17 protein-coding genes are annotated in these 18,246 nt (G+C 65.4%); 9 read left to right on the top strand and 8 right to left on the bottom strand.

The window, feature by feature from the left end; translation table 11 throughout:
• Position 1: 1 nt before the first annotated feature.
• Positions 2-994, bottom strand: a complete 993-nt coding sequence (locus BSQ44_RS21865; protein WP_083535036.1) for an alpha/beta fold hydrolase — start codon at positions 992-994, stop codon at positions 2-4.
• A gap of 138 nt (positions 995-1,132) precedes the next feature.
• Between BSQ44_RS21865 and BSQ44_RS21860 the strand changes: the two genes are divergently transcribed.
• The 3 genes from BSQ44_RS21860 to BSQ44_RS21850 all read left to right on the top strand — a co-directional run bounded on the left by BSQ44_RS21860 (position 1,133) and on the right by BSQ44_RS21850 (position 2,806).
• Positions 1,133-1,423 carry a type II toxin-antitoxin system RelE/ParE family toxin gene (locus tag BSQ44_RS21860; protein ID WP_072607191.1) on the top strand — a complete coding sequence of 97 codons (291 nt, stop codon included), beginning with the start codon at positions 1,133-1,135 and terminating at the stop codon, positions 1,421-1,423.
• 8 nt (positions 1,424-1,431) lie between these two features.
• The gene (locus BSQ44_RS21855) at positions 1,432-1,758 is read left to right on the top strand and encodes a HigA family addiction module antitoxin (protein WP_072607190.1); all 327 of its coding nucleotides are present in this window, start codon (positions 1,432-1,434) and stop codon (positions 1,756-1,758) included.
• A 580-nt stretch (positions 1,759-2,338) separates the two neighbouring features.
• Entirely contained in the window at positions 2,339-2,806 is a 468-nt protein-coding gene (locus tag BSQ44_RS21850) for an Hsp20 family protein (protein ID WP_072607189.1), read from the top strand.
• Positions 2,807-2,896: 90 nt separating this feature from the next.
• On the opposite strand, the gene BSQ44_RS21845 is transcribed toward BSQ44_RS21850, so the two are convergent.
• The 5 genes from BSQ44_RS21845 to BSQ44_RS21825 all read right to left on the bottom strand — a co-directional run bounded on the left by BSQ44_RS21845 (position 2,897) and on the right by BSQ44_RS21825 (position 6,780).
• A complete protein-coding gene (locus BSQ44_RS21845; protein WP_072607188.1) occupies positions 2,897-3,496 on the bottom strand; it encodes a DoxX family protein in 600 nt (199 codons plus the stop codon).
• Positions 3,497-3,498: 2 nt separating this feature from the next.
• Entirely contained in the window at positions 3,499-4,350 is an 852-nt protein-coding gene (locus BSQ44_RS21840; RefSeq protein WP_083534869.1) for an HvfC/BufC N-terminal domain-containing protein, read from the bottom strand.
• On the bottom strand, positions 4,334-5,248 hold the full coding sequence (bufB, locus tag BSQ44_RS21835) for an MNIO family bufferin maturase (protein ID WP_072607187.1): 915 nt from the start codon (positions 5,246-5,248) through the stop codon (positions 4,334-4,336). Before bufB ends, BSQ44_RS21840 begins: the two co-directional genes overlap by 17 nt.
• A gap of 27 nt (positions 5,249-5,275) precedes the next feature.
• The gene (locus BSQ44_RS21830) at positions 5,276-5,581 is read right to left on the bottom strand and encodes a BufA1 family periplasmic bufferin-type metallophore (protein ID WP_072608212.1); all 306 of its coding nucleotides are present in this window, start codon (positions 5,579-5,581) and stop codon (positions 5,276-5,278) included.
• Positions 5,582-5,730: 149 nt separating this feature from the next.
• Positions 5,731-6,780 carry a threonine aldolase family protein gene (locus tag BSQ44_RS21825; protein WP_072607186.1) on the bottom strand — a complete coding sequence of 350 codons (1,050 nt, stop codon included), beginning with the start codon at positions 6,778-6,780 and terminating at the stop codon, positions 5,731-5,733.
• Positions 6,781-7,266: 486 nt separating this feature from the next.
• On the opposite strand from BSQ44_RS21825, the gene gltB reads away from it, so the two are divergent.
• From gltB to BSQ44_RS21800, 5 genes are all read left to right on the top strand, one after another.
• Positions 7,267-11,994 carry a glutamate synthase large subunit gene (gene gltB, locus BSQ44_RS21820; protein WP_072607185.1) on the top strand — a complete coding sequence of 1,576 codons (4,728 nt, stop codon included), beginning with the start codon at positions 7,267-7,269 and terminating at the stop codon, positions 11,992-11,994.
• 117 nt (positions 11,995-12,111) lie between these two features.
• Positions 12,112-12,378 carry an antitoxin gene (locus BSQ44_RS21815; protein WP_072608211.1) on the top strand — a complete coding sequence of 89 codons (267 nt, stop codon included), beginning with the start codon at positions 12,112-12,114 and terminating at the stop codon, positions 12,376-12,378.
• A complete protein-coding gene (locus BSQ44_RS21810) occupies positions 12,378-12,794 on the top strand; it encodes a type II toxin-antitoxin system VapC family toxin (protein WP_072607184.1) in 417 nt (138 codons plus the stop codon). Before BSQ44_RS21815 ends, BSQ44_RS21810 begins: the two co-directional genes overlap by 1 nt.
• An 8-nt stretch (positions 12,795-12,802) precedes the next feature.
• On the top strand, positions 12,803-14,257 hold the full coding sequence (locus tag BSQ44_RS21805; protein WP_072607183.1) for a glutamate synthase subunit beta: 1,455 nt from the start codon (positions 12,803-12,805) through the stop codon (positions 14,255-14,257).
• 159 nt (positions 14,258-14,416) lie between these two features.
• Positions 14,417-14,608 carry a hypothetical protein gene (locus BSQ44_RS21800; RefSeq protein WP_072607182.1) on the top strand — a complete coding sequence of 64 codons (192 nt, stop codon included), beginning with the start codon at positions 14,417-14,419 and terminating at the stop codon, positions 14,606-14,608.
• Here the strand turns inward: BSQ44_RS21800 and BSQ44_RS21795 are convergent.
• Entirely contained in the window at positions 14,580-15,887 is a 1,308-nt protein-coding gene (locus BSQ44_RS21795) for an SGNH/GDSL hydrolase family protein (protein ID WP_083534866.1), read from the bottom strand. The genes BSQ44_RS21800 and BSQ44_RS21795 overlap by 29 nt on opposite strands.
• A gap of 17 nt (positions 15,888-15,904) precedes the next feature.
• A complete protein-coding gene (locus BSQ44_RS21790; protein ID WP_378215733.1) occupies positions 15,905-17,113 on the bottom strand; it encodes a lytic murein transglycosylase in 1,209 nt (402 codons plus the stop codon).
• Between the two features lie 210 nt (positions 17,114-17,323).
• On the opposite strand from BSQ44_RS21790, the gene galU reads away from it, so the two are divergent.
• A complete protein-coding gene (galU, locus tag BSQ44_RS21785) occupies positions 17,324-18,229 on the top strand; it encodes a UTP--glucose-1-phosphate uridylyltransferase GalU (protein WP_072608209.1) in 906 nt (301 codons plus the stop codon).
• The last annotated feature ends 17 nt before the right edge of the window (positions 18,230-18,246 follow it).

Genomic DNA, 18,246 nt, shown 5'->3' with positions numbered 1-18,246 from the left:
CTTAGAGAACGTCCGTGCCCGGTACGAAGGCGTCGAAGGCTGCGAGGAACTGCTCGCGATAGACGTCCGCCTCCTGGAGGAGTTCGTGGCGGGCTCCGTCGATGGTGAGCAGCGAGCCCGACTTCAGCGCCATGGCGTATTCCTCGATGGCCGGCGTCGAAACGACCTCGTCGGCACCGGCGGCGATCAGGAGCGTCGGGATTTGGATGCGGGCCATGAAGTCCGGGTCCGTCACCCGCGCGATGGCACGGCAGGCCGCCAGGATCCAGGTGACGGTGGGGCCGCCGAGGCCGAGTTCGGGATGCCGCAAATAGATGCCGGTGTTGCGGGTGTAGCGGCGGAAGTCCGACGTCAGCGTGTTGGTGGCGAAGGCGGTCTTTCCGGCCGAGCGCGGTCCGCCGCCGAGATACATGGAGCCCAGGCCGATGCTGTAGAGAAACGTCGCCAACCGCTGCACGGTGAGCATCGAGACGGGAAGGCCCTCGAGGCTTAGAAGCGGCGACGTCAGCACCATGCGGCGGACGCGGTTGACGAGGTCCGGTGCCGCCATCAGCGCCACCAGCGCTCCGGTGGAATGGGCGAGGATGTAGAACGGTCCGGGACAGTCCGGCAGCACGATCTCCTCGAAGAACCGGTCGAGGTCACCGACATAGTCGCGGAAACTGTCGACATAGCCGCGCTCGGGATCGCGGATCAGCCGGTCAGATCCGCCCTGGCCGCGCCAGTCCATGATGGCGGTTCCGAGGCCCTGCACCGACAGGTCGCCGATCGTCTCGAAATACTTCTCGATACTCTCGTTGCGCCCCTGGAGAATGACCACCGTGCCCTTGCGGGGCCGCCCGCCGGCGGCGAACACGGCGTATCGGAGCCGGCGTCCGTCGCGCGCCTTCAGATAGCCCGCGCGGGCGCGCGGCGGGATTTCGTTGTCGGCCGTTCCGAAGAGGATCTCCGGCACGGGCGCCGCGGCGGGCGCGGGCTGCTGGGTGGCGTCCATCGGCCTCTGATAGAAGGGAGCGGGCGGGAAAGCAAAGGCTTCGAGACGCACCGCCGAACTGGTACGCGTCGGAATTGCTCGTATTGCGTAACGTTACACTTGACAACTCTGCTTTCGAGGCGTCATTTCGGTCGCGGGATGAGAATTCGATCCGTGAAGCACAAAGGCTTGCGCCGTTTGATCCTCTACGATGACGCGAGCGGGCTCCAGGCGCCATTCGTGGGAAAAATCCGCAACATCGTCGCCTTCCTGCAGGACATGGAGCGCGAGGACGAACTGAGGAGTGTGCCGGCCTGGAAGGCGCATCAGCTCACCGGCGATCGGAAAGGAACGTGGAGCCTCTTCGTCAGCAAAAACTGGCGCATCACGTTCCGCATCGACCGGGATGAGATCGAAATCATCGACCTCGACTACGAAGACTATCACTAGGAGATGGCATGACCGAGACGACCAGCTTCCGCATGAAGAACCCGCCCCATCCGGGCGTCTTCGTGCGCGCCGAGATCCTCGAGCCGGCAGGACTTTCCGTAACCGACGCAGCCGGGATCCTGGGCGTGGCCCGCCCGACGCTCTCCAACTTTCTCAATGAGCGCGCGGCCCTCTCGTCCGACATGGCGCTGCGCATCGAAAAAGCCTTCGGTATGAGTATGGACACACTCATGCGCATGCAGGGCAGCTACGACATTGCGCAGGCCCGCAGCAGGGAGGGGGAGATCAAGGTGGAACGATACAGGCCGGCAGCCGGGGCAGAACCCCAAGCCTAGCCCGACCTTCCCGGAGCGCATCGGCGCCGGGGCGTTTGCGAGCCGGAAACCACACATCGCACAGTATGGCGAAAAAACTGAAGGCCGGAGGCGATGGGGCGCCTCCGGCCTATGCCGATCCGGGAGGAAGGGACGTTACACCCGGACCGAACCGTTTGCGGGGCCTTGTTCGGCCGCGCCGCTTCTTGTTGTTCGAGTGGAAGATAGGCGGGTGCACCTGAACGGAAGCGGAAGGGGCCGTTCATGTGGCGTTCATGTCGGGGGGCCCCGGTTTCCCCCTCGGGAGAGCGGGCGGGGCGCGCGGACCAGGGGCCGAAGAGCGGTTGGCCCGCGGGCCCGGTCGATCCCGCGAGCCAAGCCACTATTGGATGAAAGTATGATTGCCCAGGGACCGGGTATCCCGCGGCCACGAATGCGGCGCGCTCCCCCTTTGTCAGGGGACTTGAAACCCGAAATCCCAATTCCCAAATCAGGCCTGCGGTCGCCGAAATCGGGGCCGCTGGCCGACAGAGAATGCCAGTCTGGATTTTCAGCCGTCGGTCAAAGCGCAAACACGATGTTGCTCAACAGGAGAACAACCATGCGTCACGTCGATTTTTCCCCCCTCTATCGCTCGACCGTCGGTTTCGACCGGCTCTTCACGATGCTGGACTCGCTTTCGCAGCCCGATGGCGGTCAGACCTATCCCCCCTACAATATCGCGCGCACCGGTGAGGATGCCTATCGCATCACCATGGCGGTCGCCGGCTTCGCCGAGGACGAGATCTCGATCGAGGCTCACCGCAACGTGCTGACGATCAAGGGCGAGAAGGCGGAGACCGAGAACGGCGAGAGCACCGAAGTCCTCTATCGCGGCATTGCCTCGCGCGCCTTCGAGCGCCGCTTCCAGCTTGCCGACCATGTCGAGGTCAACGGCGCCGAGCTTAAGAACGGCCTGCTTCACATCGACCTGAAGCGCAACATTCCGGAAGAGATGAAGCCCCGGAAGATCGCCATCGCAAACGGCGGTGCCAAGTCTTCGAAGCAGATCGAGGCGAAAGCCGCCTGAGCGGCATGCCCCACCCTTGCTGACCGGCCTTGAAGGCCGATGCTGGGCGGCTCGGAAACGGGCCGCCCTTTTTGTCGTGCTCGAGCGACGTCAGCCGGCGGATGCCGCGAGCGCTCCGTACGGTCTGGCCCGGGCGCGCCAAAGCAGGGCGTCGAGCGAAACCGCGCCCGCGCCCTTCACCACGATGTAAACGAGCGGAAAGACCCAGAGCAGTCGCTGGTCGATGATCGCCGCATCCGGAAAGCGATCAAACAGGCTGCCGATCGTCTCGGGACCGACCGCGTGGACTGTGACATCCACGATCGACTGCACCAGGATGAAGGCGATCATGCCGATCGCCGCGATGCGCGCGAAAAGGCCGAGCACGATCAGGACCGGCAGCACGAACTCGGCATAGGTGCCGGCCCATACCATGGCGCCCCAGGGAATGAAGGACACTTTGCTCACGTCGCCCCCGGCCGCTTCCACGGCGGGAAGGGCGATCTGGTAGTAGGCGTTGTCGCTGACGGCGAAGAAGCCCAGCAGCCCGTCACCGACCTTTGTGCGCGCCGAATTGAGGAAATACATCCACAGCACGGCGGCGAAGACGAAGCGGGCAAGGAGGCCGAGGAACCAGCCGTCCAGCGCCCGCTCCACCGCGCCGAACACCGAGGCGTGCAGTCTTCCCACGCTTTCCACCATGCCCGACATGACTACCCTCCCGTTCCGGCGGACTGAGTTGCGATCGCCCGGTTCGGACGCAACGCGCTGAAGGCGCCGGCCTCTATCATCAGGGCGATCGCCCCGCCGGCATCGAAGACGGGCTGCTCTTCGAGCGCGCTCTCGACGGCCGCGGCCAGCGAAGCGCCCGCCGCGAGCCCTTGCAGGAACCCGGCGCAGCCGGGCGGCAGCCGCCGGACCTCGACGTTCGTGCCGGGCCGCGTGACGAGCGCATCCTCGCCGACATCACCCCTGATCCTGCCGGCGCTGCCGCCATTGCCGCGGTTTGCCTCCATGATCGAGATCGCGGCGTAGCGCGAGCGGACAAGTCGCATGGCCGGATGCGGCACGAAGCAGGCCGAAGCGAGCTCGTCGGGCGCCAGTTCGCCGAGTTCGCGCGCATCCAGCGGCTGCGCGTCGGCTGCGTGGAAAGCGTCGAGCCAGGCGCGCTCCAGCCGTGCCACGTCGGCAAGGTAGGGCATGCGGGCGGCCGGTCCGAAGTCGGCGATCAAGTCCGGAAAATCGTGGCCGTATTCGCTGAGCACGCGCGAGCGCGGCGGGGAGGAGCGGGCGAAGACCAGCGCCATTGCCCGGAAAAACTCCTCGCCGACGATTTTGGCGACCGCGGGATAGATGTCGGCCAGCGCGTTCACGAGGCTCGCCGCCACGTTGTTGCGGTAGACGGCGAAACGCTTCGCGGCGCGCCCGCCACCGGGAGCGGCGATGCTATCCGGCGCCTCTCGTGCGGGATCGAGCAGGCAGGAGGCGAAAGCGGCGGCGTAGCCTTCTACACCTTCGGGCGAAGGCGGCGAACCGGTCAAGCCGTCGTCAAACGACCGTTCCATGCCTCGCCTCCGCCAGGCTCGCGTTTCGGTCGAGGATACGGCCGGCCGCTTCCGCCTCGGCGCGCAACACGTGCCAGTCGGGAATGTCGCTGTCCCACTCCACCAGCGTGGGCACCGGGCCGGTGTGGGCGATCACCGTCTCGTAAAGCGACCAGACCGGGTCCGGAACCGGGCGGTCGTGCGTATCGATCAGGAGCGGCCTGCCGTCGTCGTCGGCCTGCTCGTCATGGCCCGCCAGATGGATTTCGCCGACGAGATCGAGCGGGAAGTCGTCGAGGTAGTCCGTCGCGGAAAAGCCGTGGTTGGTGGCGGAGACGAAGACGTTGTTGACGTCCAGCAGCAAGCCGCACCCCGTGCGCCGCGCCATCTCGCGGATGAAATCCGTCTCCGACCACGTCGATTCGGCGAAGAGGACGTAGGTCGCGGGGTTCTCCATCAGGATCCGGCGCCCGATCGCCTCCTGCACCTGATCGACATGGGCGCAGACATGGTCGAGCGTCGCGCTGGTGTAGGGCAGGGGAAGCAGGTCGCTGAAGAAGACGTCGTCATGCGTCGACCATGCGAGGTGCTCGGAAACGAGCGCGGGTTCGTACCGCTCCACCACGCCGGCGAAACGCGCCAGATGTGCTTCGTCGAGCGGCTGCGGGCCGCCGATCGACATGCACACGCCGTGCATGGAGACCGGAAACCGCTGCCGGATCGCGGCAAGCGCCAGGTGCGGCGGGCCGCCGGCGCCCATGTAGTTTTCGGCATGGACCTCGAAGAAGCCGCCGAAGCCGGAGTCTTCCGCAATCGCATCGAAGTGCTCCGGCTTGAAGCTCGCCCCGGCCTTGCCCGCCACCGGATGGTCCGGAAAGCGGAGCCGGTGCGGGGCTCGGATCTGCGCATGCGCGTTCATCGCGGAAGCTCCGTTCGCCTTCGATGCTTACGACGGCATGTCGCGCTCGAGCGGCTCGAGCGAGCCCATGCGCTCGCCGGGCAGGTCGATCTCGGTGCAGGTGCCTTTCTCGACATAGGTCCAGGCGTTGCCCTGGTAGTCTACCTTGGAGGTTCCGGCGCAGGTGGTGCCGGGACCCGCAGCGCAGTCGTTCTTGCCGGCCATGGAAACGCCGTAGCATTTTTCCTTGTCCTGCGCCTGCGCGGTGCCGGCGGTGGTGATGGCGCCCGCTGAAAGCGCGGTCGCGACGACGCCCGCAAGATAGGCGGCGCTGACTACGGTTCTCGTCGACATGCAATTCTCCTCTCGGTTCTGTTTCGCACCGGTCACGACCGGCACGAACATCATCGGCAGGCCGCCGCTCACTTGGAAGTAAAGAGGCCGCGACCCGTCTTCACGCCGTGCTGACGCCGACGTTACCGAAAGTTGATGATTGGAAGCCCTCAGGCGAGCAACGCGCCGAGAGACTCCACGTCCTTCTGCGTGGTGGCGAAGCTGGTGACGAAGCGGCACACCGCCTCGTCCGGCGCTATCTCCTCCGCGAAGCCTCGCGGCGCGTGCCAGGGATGGAAGACGACGCCCTTTTGCTGCAACGCGGCCGAGACGTCCGCGCTCAGAATGGCGAACACCTCGTTGGCCTGCGGTTCCCAGGCAAGCCGCGCGCACGGCGAGGTGCGCAGATGGGAGGCGAGCCGGGCTGCCATGGCGTTCGAGTAGCGCGCCGTCTCCAGCCACAGGTCGCCGGCGAAATAGGCGTCGAACTGGGCGGCGACGAAGCGCGATTTCGAGAAGAGCTGCGCTGCGCGCTTGTGGATGAAGGCGAACTCCCGCGCCATGCCGGGATCGAAGAGCACCACCGCCTCGGCGCACCAGCAGCCGTTCTTGGTGCCGCCGAACGACAGGAGGTCGACGCCGCGCTTCCACGTCATCTCCGCCGGGCTGCAGTCGAGCGAGACGAGGGCGTTGGCGAAGCGTGCCCCGTCCATGTGCAGCGGCAGGTTGTGGCGTCTGGCGACCTCCGCCACGGCATCGATGTCGTCAAGGCCGTAGACGGTGCCGATCTCGGTCGCCTGCGTGATCGAGATCGCCATCGGGCGGCCCGAATGGATGAATTCCGCCGGATAGCGGGCGATCGCGGCATCGAGGTTCGCCGGATCGATACGGCCGAGCGGACCGTCGACCGGGCAGAGCCTTGCGCCGCCGGTAAAGTATTCCGGCGCGCCAGCCTCATCCTCCGTCATGTGCGCCTCGCGGTGACAGAACGCCACCCCGCCGGGCTTGTTGACAGAGACCAGCGACAGCGAATTCGCCGCCGTCCCGGTCGAGACGAAGAACACGGCGACCTCACGCTCGAAGATTTTGCTGAACCTGTCGGTGACCGTCCGGTCGAGGTCGCTATTGCCGTAGGCGCGGGCAAAACCACCGGCATGGTCGGAAAGCGCCGCCGCGATGGCCGGATGGGCACCGGCCCAATTGTCTGAAGCAAAGATCATGGATTTTCCTGAAGTGTGAAATGTCGCGCGACAGTGCCTTGCCCCGATGCGTGACTTCAAGCCCATTCTTCCCGCTGGTTCATTCCTCCAGATTCAGGGGTCGAAAGGGTCCAAACGCAAGAAAATTACGCGACAAAGGCCCTTTCGTCGGGTTTGTTGCGGGATCACGGTCACTTTTTTGCGCTTCGGTCTTGTGCCGCGCGGACATTTCTGCCAATGTGCGATTAGGACAGCATTACTGTCTTATTTTTCGACGGACACTGGAGCCGGGACTGGCGGAGAAATCGCGCCGGTCCGGGCCCTTGCGTACCGGCACCGAAAGCAGTCAAGAACCGCAGGCTGGCGGTCGAGGACGATCGGATCGCGCGTCCCGCGCGCTACCAACCGTCGCGGCGTCGTGCCTGTGCAGGATTTCGCCAGGGCTGTTAAGATGAGAAACCCGGCGGGAGGCGTTCGCCTCCAGCGGGATGGAACGGAGGAAGGACGATGACGGTATTGACGCCATCCGTAACGACGGAGCCAAGCTCGGCCGCCAGGCTCGACGTGCGCACCGCCAAACGTGCGCCCTCGTTCTCCCGTCTGCCGGACGCTCGTGGTCTCTACGACCCCCGCAAGGAGCACGATGCCTGCGGCGTCGGCTTCATCGCGAACATGAAGAACGTCCGCTCGCACCAGATCGTCGAGGATGGCCTCGCGATGCTCGAGAACCTCACCCATCGCGGTGCCGTCGGCGCCGATCCTCTGATGGGCGACGGCGCGGGCGTGCTCGTCCAGATTCCCGACCGCTTCTTCCGCGAAGAGATGGAAGCGCAGGGGATCACGCTCCCGCCTGCGGGGCACTATGCCGTCGGGCATTTCTTCATGCCGCGCGATCCCGCGCAGCGTTCGCATGTCGCGGACGTAATCGCCGAGATCTGCAAGGCCGAAGGGCAGCCGCTGATCGGCTTCCGCGACGTTCCGGTCGACAATTCCTCGCTGTCGAAGGCGCCGCACATCGCCGCGTCCGAACCGTCGCACTGCCAGGTCTTCATCGGTCGCAACCCCGCGATCGAAAGCGACGAGGAGTATGAGCGGCGGCTCTACATCCTGCGCAAGGTCATCTCGGGCCGCATCCACTCGGAGACGCAGGGGCAGGACAACGGCTTCTATATCGTTTCGCTGTCGTCGCGCACGATCGTCTACAAGGGCATGTTCCTGGCCTACCAGGTCGGCGCCTACTACAAGGACCTCAAAGACCCGCGCTTCGACAGCGCGCTGATCCTCGTCCACCAGCGCTTCTCGACCAACACCTTCCCTTCCTGGAAGCTCGCCCACCCGTACCGGATGGTCGCGCACAACGGCGAGATCAACACGCTGCGGGGCAACGTCAACTGGATGGCGGCGCGCCAGGCCTCGGTCGATTCCGAGCTCTTCGGCAACGACATCTCCAAGCTGTGGCCGATCTCCTACGAAGGCCAGTCGGACACCGCCTGCTTCGACAACGCGCTCGAGTTCCTCTACCAGGGCGGCTATTCGCTGACCCATGCGATGATGATGCTGATCCCGGAAGCCTGGGCCGGCAACAAGTCCATGGATGCCGAACGCAAGGCCTTCTACGAGTACCACGCCGCGCTCATGGAGCCGTGGGACGGTCCGGCCGCCGTCGCGTTCACCGACGGTCTGCAGATCGGCGCCACGCTCGACCGCAACGGCTTGCGTCCTGCCCGCTACGTCGTGACCGACGACGACCGCGTCATCATGGCGTCAGAAGCCGGCGTGCTGCCGGTGCCGGAGGAGAAGATCGTCACCAAGTGGCGGCTGCAGCCCGGCCGCATGCTCCTGATCGATCTCGCGCAGGGCCGCATCGTTTCCGACGAGGAGGTCAAGGCCGAGATCGCCGGCAAGCATCCGTTCCGCAAGTGGCTCGACAACACCCAGCTCATTCTCGAGGAGCTGAAGCCGGTGGAGCCGCGCGCGCTGCGCAAGGACGTGACCCTGCTCGATCGCCAGCAGGCCTTCGGCTACACGCAGGAAGACACGCGCATCCTGATGGCGCCGATGGCCACGACCGGCCAGGAGGCGATCGGTTCCATGGGCACCGATACGCCGATCTCGGCCATGTCGGACAAGTCGAAGCTGCTCTACACCTACTTCAAGCAGAACTTCGCCCAGGTGACCAACCCTCCGATCGACCCGATCCGCGAGGAGCTGGTCATGAGCCTGGTGTCCTTCATCGGACCGCGTCCGAACATCTTCGATCTCGTCGGGTCCTCGCGCAAGAAGCGGCTCGAGGTTCGCCAGCCGATCCTGACCAATGGCGACCTGGAGAAGATCCGCTCGATCGGCCACACCGAGGACCGTTTCGACACCAAGACGATCGACGTGACCTATGGCGCCGGCGAGCGTGCCGAAGGCATGCCGCACGCGCTGGAGAGGCTGTGCGAGCGCGCCGAGGCCGCGGTCGCGGGCGGCTACAACATCATCATCCTGTCCGACCGACAGATCGGGCCGGACCGGATCGCGATCCCGATGCTGCTCGCCACCGCTGCCGTGCACCATCACTTGATCCGTAAGGGGCTCAGGACCTCGGTCGGCCTCGTCGTGGAATCCGGCGAACCGCGCGAGGTGCATCACTTCTGCTGCCTCGCCGGCTACGGCGCCGAGGCGATCAACCCCTACCTCGCCTTCGACACGCTGACCGAGATGCATCGCCGCGGCGACTTCCCGCCGGAGGTCGATGCCTACGAGGTCGTCTCGCGCTACATCAAGTCGATCGGCAAGGGCATCCTCAAGGTCATGTCCAAGATGGGCATCTCGACCTATCAGTCCTATTGCGGCGCGCAGATCTTCGACGCGGTCGGGCTGAAGACGGACTTCGTCGAGAAGTATTTCACCGGCACGGCGACGACCATCGAGGGCGTTGGGCTGGAGGAGGTCGCGACCGAGACGGTCGACCGGCACGAGGCGGCCTTCAGCGAAGACCCGGTCCTGCGCAACGCGCTCGATATCGGCGGCGAGTACATGTACCGCATCCGTGGCGAAGCGCACATGTGGTCGCCGGATGCCGTGGCCACGCTGCAGCACGCCGTCCGCAAGGGCTCCTGGGACACCTACAAGGAGTATTCCGGCCAGATCGACAGCTCATCCTCGCGCGCCAAGACCATCCGCGGCCTGTTCCACATCCGCACGGCGGCCGATACCGGCCGCGCGCCGGTGCCGCTAGACGAGGTCGAGCCCGCGACCGAACTGGTGAAGCGGTTCTCGACCGGAGCGATGTCGTTCGGCTCGATCAGCCGTGAAGCCCACACCACGCTGGCGCGCGCCATGAACGCCATCGGCGGCAAGTCCAACACAGGCGAGGGCGGCGAAGAGCCGGACCGCTACCTGCCGCTGCCCGACGGATCGATGAACCCCGAGCGCTCGGCCATCAAGCAGGTGGCCTCGGGCCGCTTCGGCGTGACGGCGGAATACCTCGTCAACTCCGACATGATGCAGATCAAAGTCGCGCAGGGCGCCAAGCCGGGCGAGGGCGGTCAGCTGCCCGGCCACAAGGTCGATGCGACGATCGCAAAGACGCGGCACTCCACGCCCGGCGTCGGCCTCATCTCGCCGCCGCCGCATCACGACATCTATTCGATCGAGGATCTGGCGCAGCTGATCTTCGACCTGAAGAACGTCAATCCGGCGGCCGCCGTATCGGTGAAGCTGGTGTCGGAGGTCGGTGTCGGCACCGTCGCGGCCGGCGTCGCCAAGGCGCGCGCGGACCACATCACCATCGCCGGCTATGACGGCGGCACCGGCGCCTCGCCGCTGACCTCGCTCAAGCACGCCGGCTCGCCCTGGGAGATGGGCCTTGCCGAGACGCACCAGACGCTGGTCCTGAACGGCCTGCGCTCACGCGTCGCGCTGCAAGTCGACGGCGGCTTGCGGACCGGCCGCGACGTCATCATCGGCGCGCTGCTCGGGGCCGACGAGTTCGGCTTCTCGACCGCGCCGCTGATCGCGGCGGGCTGCCTGATGATGCGCAAGTGCCATCTCAACACCTGTCCGGTCGGCATCGCCACGCAGGACCCGGTTCTGCGCAAACGGTTCAAGGGCGCGCCGGAGCACGTCGTGAACTACTTCTTCTACGTGGCGGAGGAAGTGCGGCAGTTTCTGGCCGACATGGGTTATCGCAGGCTGGACGAGATCATTGGCCAGAGCGAGCTGCTCGAAAAGGAGACGATGGTCGACCACTGGAAGTCGCGCGGTCTCGATTTCAGCCGCGTCTTCTTCAAGCCCGACGCGCCGAAGGAGGAGACCTACTGGACCATGCTCCAGAAGCATCCGATCGACGACGTGCTCGACCGCAAGCTGATCGAACTCGCCCGCCCGGCGCTGGAGCGCAAGGAGAAGGTGAAGATCGAGCTTCCGATCCGCAACACCGACCGCTCGACCGGCGCCATGCTGTCGGGCGCCGTGGCCAAGCGCTGGAAGTACAAGGGACTGAAGGAGGACACGATCTCGGTGACGCTCACCGGGACCGCCGGCCAGTCCTTCGGCGCCTTCCTGGCGCGCGGCATCTCGTTCGAGCTGATCGGCGACGGCAACGACTATGTCGGCAAGGGTCTCTCCGGCGGCCGGATCGTCATCCGCCCCGCGGAGAACTCCCGGATCAAGGCGGAGGAGTCCATCATCGTGGGCAACACAGTGCTCTACGGCGCGATCGAAGGCGAATGCTACTTCCGTGGCGTCGCGGGCGAGCGCTTCGCGGTGCGCAACTCCGGCGCCGTCACCGTCGTGGAAGGCTGTGGCGACCACGGCTGCGAGTACATGACAGGCGGCGCGGTGGTCGTCATCGGCAAGACCGGGCGCAACTTCGCGGCCGGCATGTCGGGTGGCGTCGCCTATGTGCTCGACGAGGAAGGCGATTTCGCCGAGCGCTGCAACATGGCCATGGTCGAACTCGAGCCGGTGCCCGAGGAAGACGACATGCTGGAGAAGCTGCACCACCACGGCGGCGATCTGATGCACAAGGGCCGCGTCGACGTCTCCGGCGACATGACCCGCCACGACGAGGAGCGGCTGGTGCAGCTGATCACCAACCACGCGCACTACACGGGCTCCAACCGCGCCCGCGCGATACTCGACGACTGGGCGAACTACCGCTCCAAGTTTCGCAAGGTGATGCCGGTCGAATACCGCCGCGCCCTGCGGGAAATGGAACGCATGAGGATGGGGGTCGCTGCGGAGTAGGGGCCGGGTCAGGCCGCAAGGCCCTCATGAGGAGGCGTGAGGCTGAAGCGCAGGCGCGGTTGATGGGTAGCTCGATCTGGCATATGTCTGGGCATATGCCAGACGATGGAGGCGACGATGGAACAGGTTCGGAAGGAGCGTGAGATCAGCGTCTTTCGAAACGGGCGAAGTCAGGCTGTACGGATCCCGAAAGAATTCGAGTTCGAGACCGAAAAGGTTCTGATTTCACGAGACGAGGATGGCACGGTTCATCTTCGTCCCAAGACGCGGAAGCGTTCGCTCGTGGAGGTGCTTGACTGGTTGAAGGAGAATGGCCCCATAGAAGACTTCCCCGGCGATCCAGGCGACGAAGGTTTGCTGCCGCTCGACGACATCAAGCTGTGATGCGTTATCTGCTCGATACCAACATCGTCTCGGACCTGTTCCGGAACCCGAACGGGTCGGTAGACCGCAGGCTGCGGGAACATCGACAGCACGAGATCGGCATCAGTCTGATCGTCAAGGCAGAGATATTGTTTGGCTTGACGAAGAACGACAATCAACGTGGACGCCGGGTGTTCGAAGCGCTGCTGGAAACGATCGACGTCTGGCCTTTGGAGAGTCCGGCCGAAGAACAATACGCGACGCTCAGAACGTCCATGGAGCGGCAGGGGGTTCAGATGGGGCCGCACGACCTGTGGATCGCCTGTCAGGGGATAGTGTTGGACGCGGTGGTGGTAACTGACGATAGCGCCTTTTCACAGGTGCCCGGACTGAAGGTAGCAAACTGGCTGCGGGATGTTCCCGCGGTCCGCGAGTAGGAACGAGAATGGGCAAGGTAACAGGTTTTCTCGAGATCGACCGGCAGGTGCACAAGTACCAGCCTGCGTCCGACCGCATCCGGCATTTCCGCGAGTTCACGCTGCCGATGTCGGACCGCGAGGTCGAGAAACAGGCCGCGCGCTGCATGGATTGCGGCATCCCGTACTGCCATGGGCCGACGGGCTGCCCCGTCCACAACCAGATTCCGGACTGGAATGAGCTCGTCTACCAGGGCGACTGGGAAAACGCGATCCGCAATCTCCATTCCACGAACAACTTCCCCGAGTGGACCGGCCGCATCTGCCCGGCGCCCTGCGAAGAGGCCTGCACGCTGAACCTCGAGGACGTTCCGGTCGCCATCAAGACGATCGAGCAGGCCATCGGCGACAAGGCCTATGAGCTGGGCTTCGTCCGGCCCTTCCCGCCGGAACACAAGACCGGCAGGAAGGTAGCGGTGATCGGCTCGGGTCCCGCCGGAATGGCGGCGGCGCAGCAACTCGGCCGCGCCGGGCACGACGTTCACGTCTACGAGCGCGAATCCCGTCCCGGCGGGCTGATGCGCTACGGCATTCCCGACTTCAAGATCGAGAAGCACTACATCGACCGGCGCGTCGAGCAGATGGAAGGCGAGGGCGTCACCTTCCACTGTGGCGTCAATGTCGGTGTCGACAAGAAGGCCGAGGAGCTGCTCGCCGAATACGATGCGGTCCTCTACTGCGGCGGTTCGGAGAAGCCGCGTCCGTCCGATCTGCCCGGCCGCGACTTCGCCGGCGTCCATGATGCCATGCCCTATCTGGTGCAGCAGAACCGCCGCATCGGCGGCGAGGACATCCAGTCCGTCGCCTGGCCCTCCGACCCGATCCTGGCAGGCGGAAAGCACGTCGTGGTCGTGGGCGGCGGCGACACCGCGTCGGACTGCGTCGGGACGGCGTTCCGCCAGGGCGCCGTGCGTGTGACCCAGCTCGACATCCGCCCCCAGCCGCCGGAGAAGGAAGACAAGCTGACGGTCTGGCCCTACTGGGCGACCAAGATGCGGACCTCCTCCTCGCAGGCCGAGGGCGCACAGCGCGAGTTCCAGGTCGCGACGCTGGAATTCGTCGGCGAGGACGGCGTTCTGACCGGCGTGAAGTGCTGCGAGGTGGACGAGGCGCGCAAGCCGATCGCCGGCAGCGAATTCGTCATCCGCGCCGATCTCGCCTTCATTGCCATCGGCTTTTCGGGTCCCAACGAGAGCGGCATCATGGCCGAGCTGCGTGATGGCCTTACCACCAACACCGATCGACGTGGATCGAAGAACGTCGTCGCCAACGACCACGACTACAGGACGAACATCGAAAAGCTCTACGTCGCCGGCGACGTCCGCCGCGGCCAGTCGCTGGTCGTCTGGGCGATCCGCGAGGGCCGTCAGGCTGCGCGCGCCATCGACGAGGCGCTCATGGGCAGCACGCTCCTGCCCCGCTGAGGTCTGCGAACAGCCGCGGGGCGGTGGGAGGTGGGTCGGTTTAACGCGCCGCTGCCGGCGATTTGCGTCCGGTTGAGCCATGTCAAGGCAAGGCGTCCGCGACGGACGATCCTTCCTCCGCCGGTCCCCGCCGGGGCCGGTTTTCCGATGGAGGGAAACATGCTCAAGCTTCCGCTTGTCGTCTACGTTCTCGTCGCGCCCGTCATGATGGGCGTCTTCCTGACGGCGCTTCTGACCATGGACCTGCACCGCTTCGATGCGACGACCATCGCCGCGGCGGCCGTCGCTGGGGCGCTAGTCGCCATTCCGGTTGCCTGGATCGTCAGTCGGAAGATTGCGACCCTGCGCTGACATCGCGGGCGGCCTGATCCTCCGTCACAGCGGTGCCGGTTTCGGGCCTCTCGGGCAGCGCGGAGGTGCGGTCGCCCTCGTCCGGCGCGGCCTCCGGCAGGCTGGAACGTCCGAAATCGTCGACGCGCCCGGGGCGCGGATCCGGCGCCAGCCCCTCGATCACCAGCTTCTGGGCAGGGGTCAGCGCATTGTCGCGCCTCGGCACGACGACCAGCCCGAGCAGTTCGTCGCCCCCGTCGAGTTCGGGGTCGGTCAGCGAGACCGGCGTCGTGTGCTGGATCACCGGCGTGGAGCCGGGGATCGGCGGACCGAACATCTCCCCGATCTCGCCGTCGGGCGAGACGCCTGGCGATCCGTCTTCGAGGATATGGGCGAGCGGCTTCTCTGCATAGAAGGCGATCTTGCGCCTGCCGGCCTGGGTCAGGTTGATGCCGTCGTTCGCGCGCAGCCGCACCGGCTGCCCGTTGATGTCGGGCCCGTTGGTCACGAAGGCGCCGTTCTCGTCGACGAAACCGTCCCAGATGTCGACGAAGACGCCGGATGCGGCTTCCGCGGCGCGCCGGTGGATGTCGTTGAAGGCGATCATGTCCGACGACATCTTGCTGAACTTGAAAGACGGCAGTCCGACCCACACAAGCGGGATGCCGCGGCTGGAAAAAGCCGAGGCGAACATCGTGGCGCGAGCCTCGTATTCCGTGGCCCAGCGGTCCGAGCGGACGGGCTCGGTGGAGCTGCCGATGCCCATGACCTGTCGGTCGTTGGAGCCGATCATGACGACCGCGACGGCGGGCTTCACCTCGTCGAGGATGTCGCCGATCTTTCCCGGCCAATCGTAGAAGTCGTTGCGGACGAAGCCCGACGAGCCGTTCGACCGGTCGACGATCCGCACCGTCGGGTCGTCCTCGAACACGGTCTCGAGGCCCTCGGCCAGGCCTCCGGCCAGAAAGTCGCCCACCACCAGAAGGGGGCGTGCGTCCCCGGCCTTCTCGACGTCGGCGGGCGGGGGAGGGGCGCTGGCTGCAGCCGGTGCGGGCGTGGCCTCGCGCGGTTCCGCGCGGGCGGGCGGGGTACGCTTCTTCTGCCGCGGCTGCGGCTCCCTCGCCGCCGGACGGCTTTCTTCCCGCCGGTTGGGGAACAGGAGCTGGAACAGCGTCCTCGGGCGCTCCTGCGCTTGTGCCTCAGAGACAGACCCGAGGAACGTCACTACGGCAGCCGCGCTCGCGATGATCGCGAGCGCGAGGCAGAGGCCCGTCCATTTGCGCAGCAGCGGCGATTTCAAACGCAGTACTTTCCGCCTCAGCGCTCTCTCAGCCGGCTGAGGACTTCCTTGCTGGGATGTCCGTCCGGCTGGAGCCCAAGCGCCTGCTGGACGGCGACGATCGCCGAACGGGAACCCGAGCCGATCTTGCCGTCGATCTTGCCGTCATAATAGCCGAGGGTCAGGAGATGCTTCTGGAGTTCCTGCTTCTCCTCGAAGGAGAGCTTCGTGAACGGCCTGTTCCAGTCGCGCACCAGTCCGCCATAGCCCGCGATCTCGTCGGCGAGCAGCCCGACCGCCAGCGCGTACTTGTCCGCGTTGTTGTAGCGCTTCAGGACGAAGAAATTCTTCGTCATGAGGAAGGCCGGTCCCTCGCGCCCGTCCAGCACCTTCAGCTCGGCATTGTCGGACGGGCTCGGGAAGGGCTTGTTGCGGGCTCGCACCACGCCGATCGACTGCCACTTCGACAGCGACATCGACCCGCCGGGGAATTTCCGGCCGGGCGGCAGCGTCACCTCGTAGCCCCAGCTCTTGCCTGCCTGCCAGCCGTTCTTGCGCAGGAGGTTGGCCGCCGTGGCCAGCGCATCGGGAACCGAGTTCCAGATGTCGCGCTTGCCGTTGCCGTCGGCGTCCACCGCATAGGCCTGGTAGCTGGTCGGGATGAACTGGGTGTGTCCCATGGCTCCCGCCCAGGAGCCGGTCAGATGGCTCTCATCGATGTCGCCGCTCTGCAGGATCTTGAGCGCGGCGACGAGTTGCGAGCGCGCGAACTTCGCACGCCTCTTGTCGGCATAGGCGAGGGTCGACAGCGACCGCACGACGTTGCGCATCACCTTGTCGTTCTTGAGAATCTCGCCGTAGTTCGATTCCATCGACCAGATCGCCAGGAGGATATGGCGGTCGACGCCATACTGGCGCTCGATGCGGTCGAGCCAGGGCTTCCACTGACGGGCCATCTGCCGGCCGACGGCGATGGAGTCTTCGTGGACGCGGTTGTCGAAATAGTCCCAGACGGGGGCTGTGAACTCGGGTTGGTAGCGCGCTTTTTCGAGCACTTCCGGATCCGGGGCGGTCACGCCGCGGAAGGCGCGGTCGAACGTCGCACCCGAAACGCCGTTGCTGGCCGCCACGCCGCGGAAGCTCGCCACCCACTTCTGGAATCCTGCATCGGCGGCGGCCGGCTGGGCCGCGAACACCACTGCAAAGCCCAGTAGGCCGAGCGCCGCCGATCGGACGTTCTTCTTCATCTGGAACATTATTGCCTCCGAATTCGTTTCGCGAAGTCCGGAATCCTGCCGTGCGCGGGTTAGCAAAGGGTTTACCATAGAAAGAATTCGCAATACATCCTGCGGGGCAATGCCTTGCCGGATCGTTTCGGTCCGCCGATGCGTAGCCCCTGAATTCGGCATCATGATGTCGCACCCTTACCCCAATCGAGAAACGGGATGTCATCCAGCATGAAAAAGGTCCGAAAGGCGGTTTTCCCGGTCGCGGGTCTCGGAACGCGGTTCCTCCCGGCCACCAAGGCGCTCCCCAAGGAGATGCTGACGGTCGTGGACAAGCCGGTGATCCAGTACGTCGTCGACGAGGCGAGGGAAGCGGGCATCGAGGAGTTCATCTTCGTGACCGGCCGCAACAAGGGCGTCATCGAGGACCATTTCGACGTCCAGTTCGAGCTCTACGACACGCTCGCCCAGCGCGGCAAGGACGCGGAGCTGGCCAAGCTCCAGCGCATGCAGCCGGAGGCCGGGCAGACGAGCTTCACGCGCCAGCAGGTGCCGCTGGGTCTCGGCCACGCGGTGTGGTGCGCCCGCAATCTGGTCGGCGACGAGCCCTTCGCGCTGCTGCTTCCCGACATGATCATGCAGTCGGAGAAGGGCTGCATGCGTGCGATGGTGGAGCTTTACGAGGAAGCCGGCGGCAACGTCATCGCGGTGCAGGAGTGCGATCCCGAAGAGGCGCACAAATACGGCATCGTCGGCAAGGGCAAGGACGTCGCCAACGGCTTCGAGATCACCTCGATGGTCGAGAAGCCGGCCAAGGGAACGGCCGAATCGAACCTCTTCCTCAACGGCCGCTACATCCTGCAGCCCGAGATTTTCGATATCCTCTCGGCGCACGAGCGCGGCGCCGGCAACGAGATCCAGCTCACCGACGCGATGCTGAAGCTCCAGAAGCAACAGTCCTTCTACGGCTATCACTACAAGGGCCGCACCTTCGATTGCGGCTCGCCGGAAGGGTTCGTCGAAGCCAACGTCGCCTTCTCGCTCTGGCGCAAGGATTTCAGCCCGCGCATGACGCGAATGATCTCCAACCTGCTCGAGGAGTACACCGCGGGCGAGGCCAAGGCGAAGATCGGCTGAGTGTTCTCGAAATGCCG

This window comes from Aquibium oceanicum (assembly GCF_001889605.1).
GTDB classification, from domain to species: domain Bacteria; phylum Pseudomonadota; class Alphaproteobacteria; order Rhizobiales; family Rhizobiaceae; genus Aquibium; species Aquibium oceanicum.
Note: the sequence above shows the minus strand (reverse complement) of the source record. Positions and strands in the feature narration are given on the sequence as shown.

Bases quoted from the DNA above. Each gene is read 5' to 3' on its own strand.
- BSQ44_RS21865 (WP_083535036.1), bottom strand. From the start codon at position 994: ATGGACGCCACCCAGCAGCCCGCGCCCGCCGCGGCGCCCGTGCCGGAG.
- BSQ44_RS21860 (WP_072607191.1), top strand. From the start codon at position 1,133: ATGAGAATTCGATCCGTGAAGCACAAAGGCTTGCGCCGTTTGATCCTC.
- BSQ44_RS21855 (WP_072607190.1), top strand. From the start codon at position 1,432: ATGACCGAGACGACCAGCTTCCGCATGAAGAACCCGCCCCATCCGGGC.
- BSQ44_RS21850 (WP_072607189.1), top strand. From the start codon at position 2,339: ATGCGTCACGTCGATTTTTCCCCCCTCTATCGCTCGACCGTCGGTTTC.
- BSQ44_RS21845 (WP_072607188.1), bottom strand. From the start codon at position 3,496: ATGTCGGGCATGGTGGAAAGCGTGGGAAGACTGCACGCCTCGGTGTTC.
- BSQ44_RS21840 (WP_083534869.1), bottom strand. From the start codon at position 4,350: ATGGAACGGTCGTTTGACGACGGCTTGACCGGTTCGCCGCCTTCGCCC.
- bufB (WP_072607187.1), bottom strand. From the start codon at position 5,248: ATGAACGCGCATGCGCAGATCCGAGCCCCGCACCGGCTCCGCTTTCCG.
- BSQ44_RS21830 (WP_072608212.1), bottom strand. From the start codon at position 5,581: ATGTCGACGAGAACCGTAGTCAGCGCCGCCTATCTTGCGGGCGTCGTC.
- BSQ44_RS21825 (WP_072607186.1), bottom strand. From the start codon at position 6,780: ATGATCTTTGCTTCAGACAATTGGGCCGGTGCCCATCCGGCCATCGCG.
- gltB (WP_072607185.1), top strand. From the start codon at position 7,267: ATGACGGTATTGACGCCATCCGTAACGACGGAGCCAAGCTCGGCCGCC.
- BSQ44_RS21815 (WP_072608211.1), top strand. From the start codon at position 12,112: ATGGAACAGGTTCGGAAGGAGCGTGAGATCAGCGTCTTTCGAAACGGG.
- BSQ44_RS21810 (WP_072607184.1), top strand. From the start codon at position 12,378: ATGCGTTATCTGCTCGATACCAACATCGTCTCGGACCTGTTCCGGAAC.
- BSQ44_RS21805 (WP_072607183.1), top strand. From the start codon at position 12,803: ATGGGCAAGGTAACAGGTTTTCTCGAGATCGACCGGCAGGTGCACAAG.
- BSQ44_RS21800 (WP_072607182.1), top strand. From the start codon at position 14,417: ATGCTCAAGCTTCCGCTTGTCGTCTACGTTCTCGTCGCGCCCGTCATG.
- BSQ44_RS21790 (WP_378215733.1), bottom strand. From the start codon at position 17,113: ATGAAGAAGAACGTCCGATCGGCGGCGCTCGGCCTACTGGGCTTTGCA.
- galU (WP_072608209.1), top strand. From the start codon at position 17,324: ATGAAAAAGGTCCGAAAGGCGGTTTTCCCGGTCGCGGGTCTCGGAACG.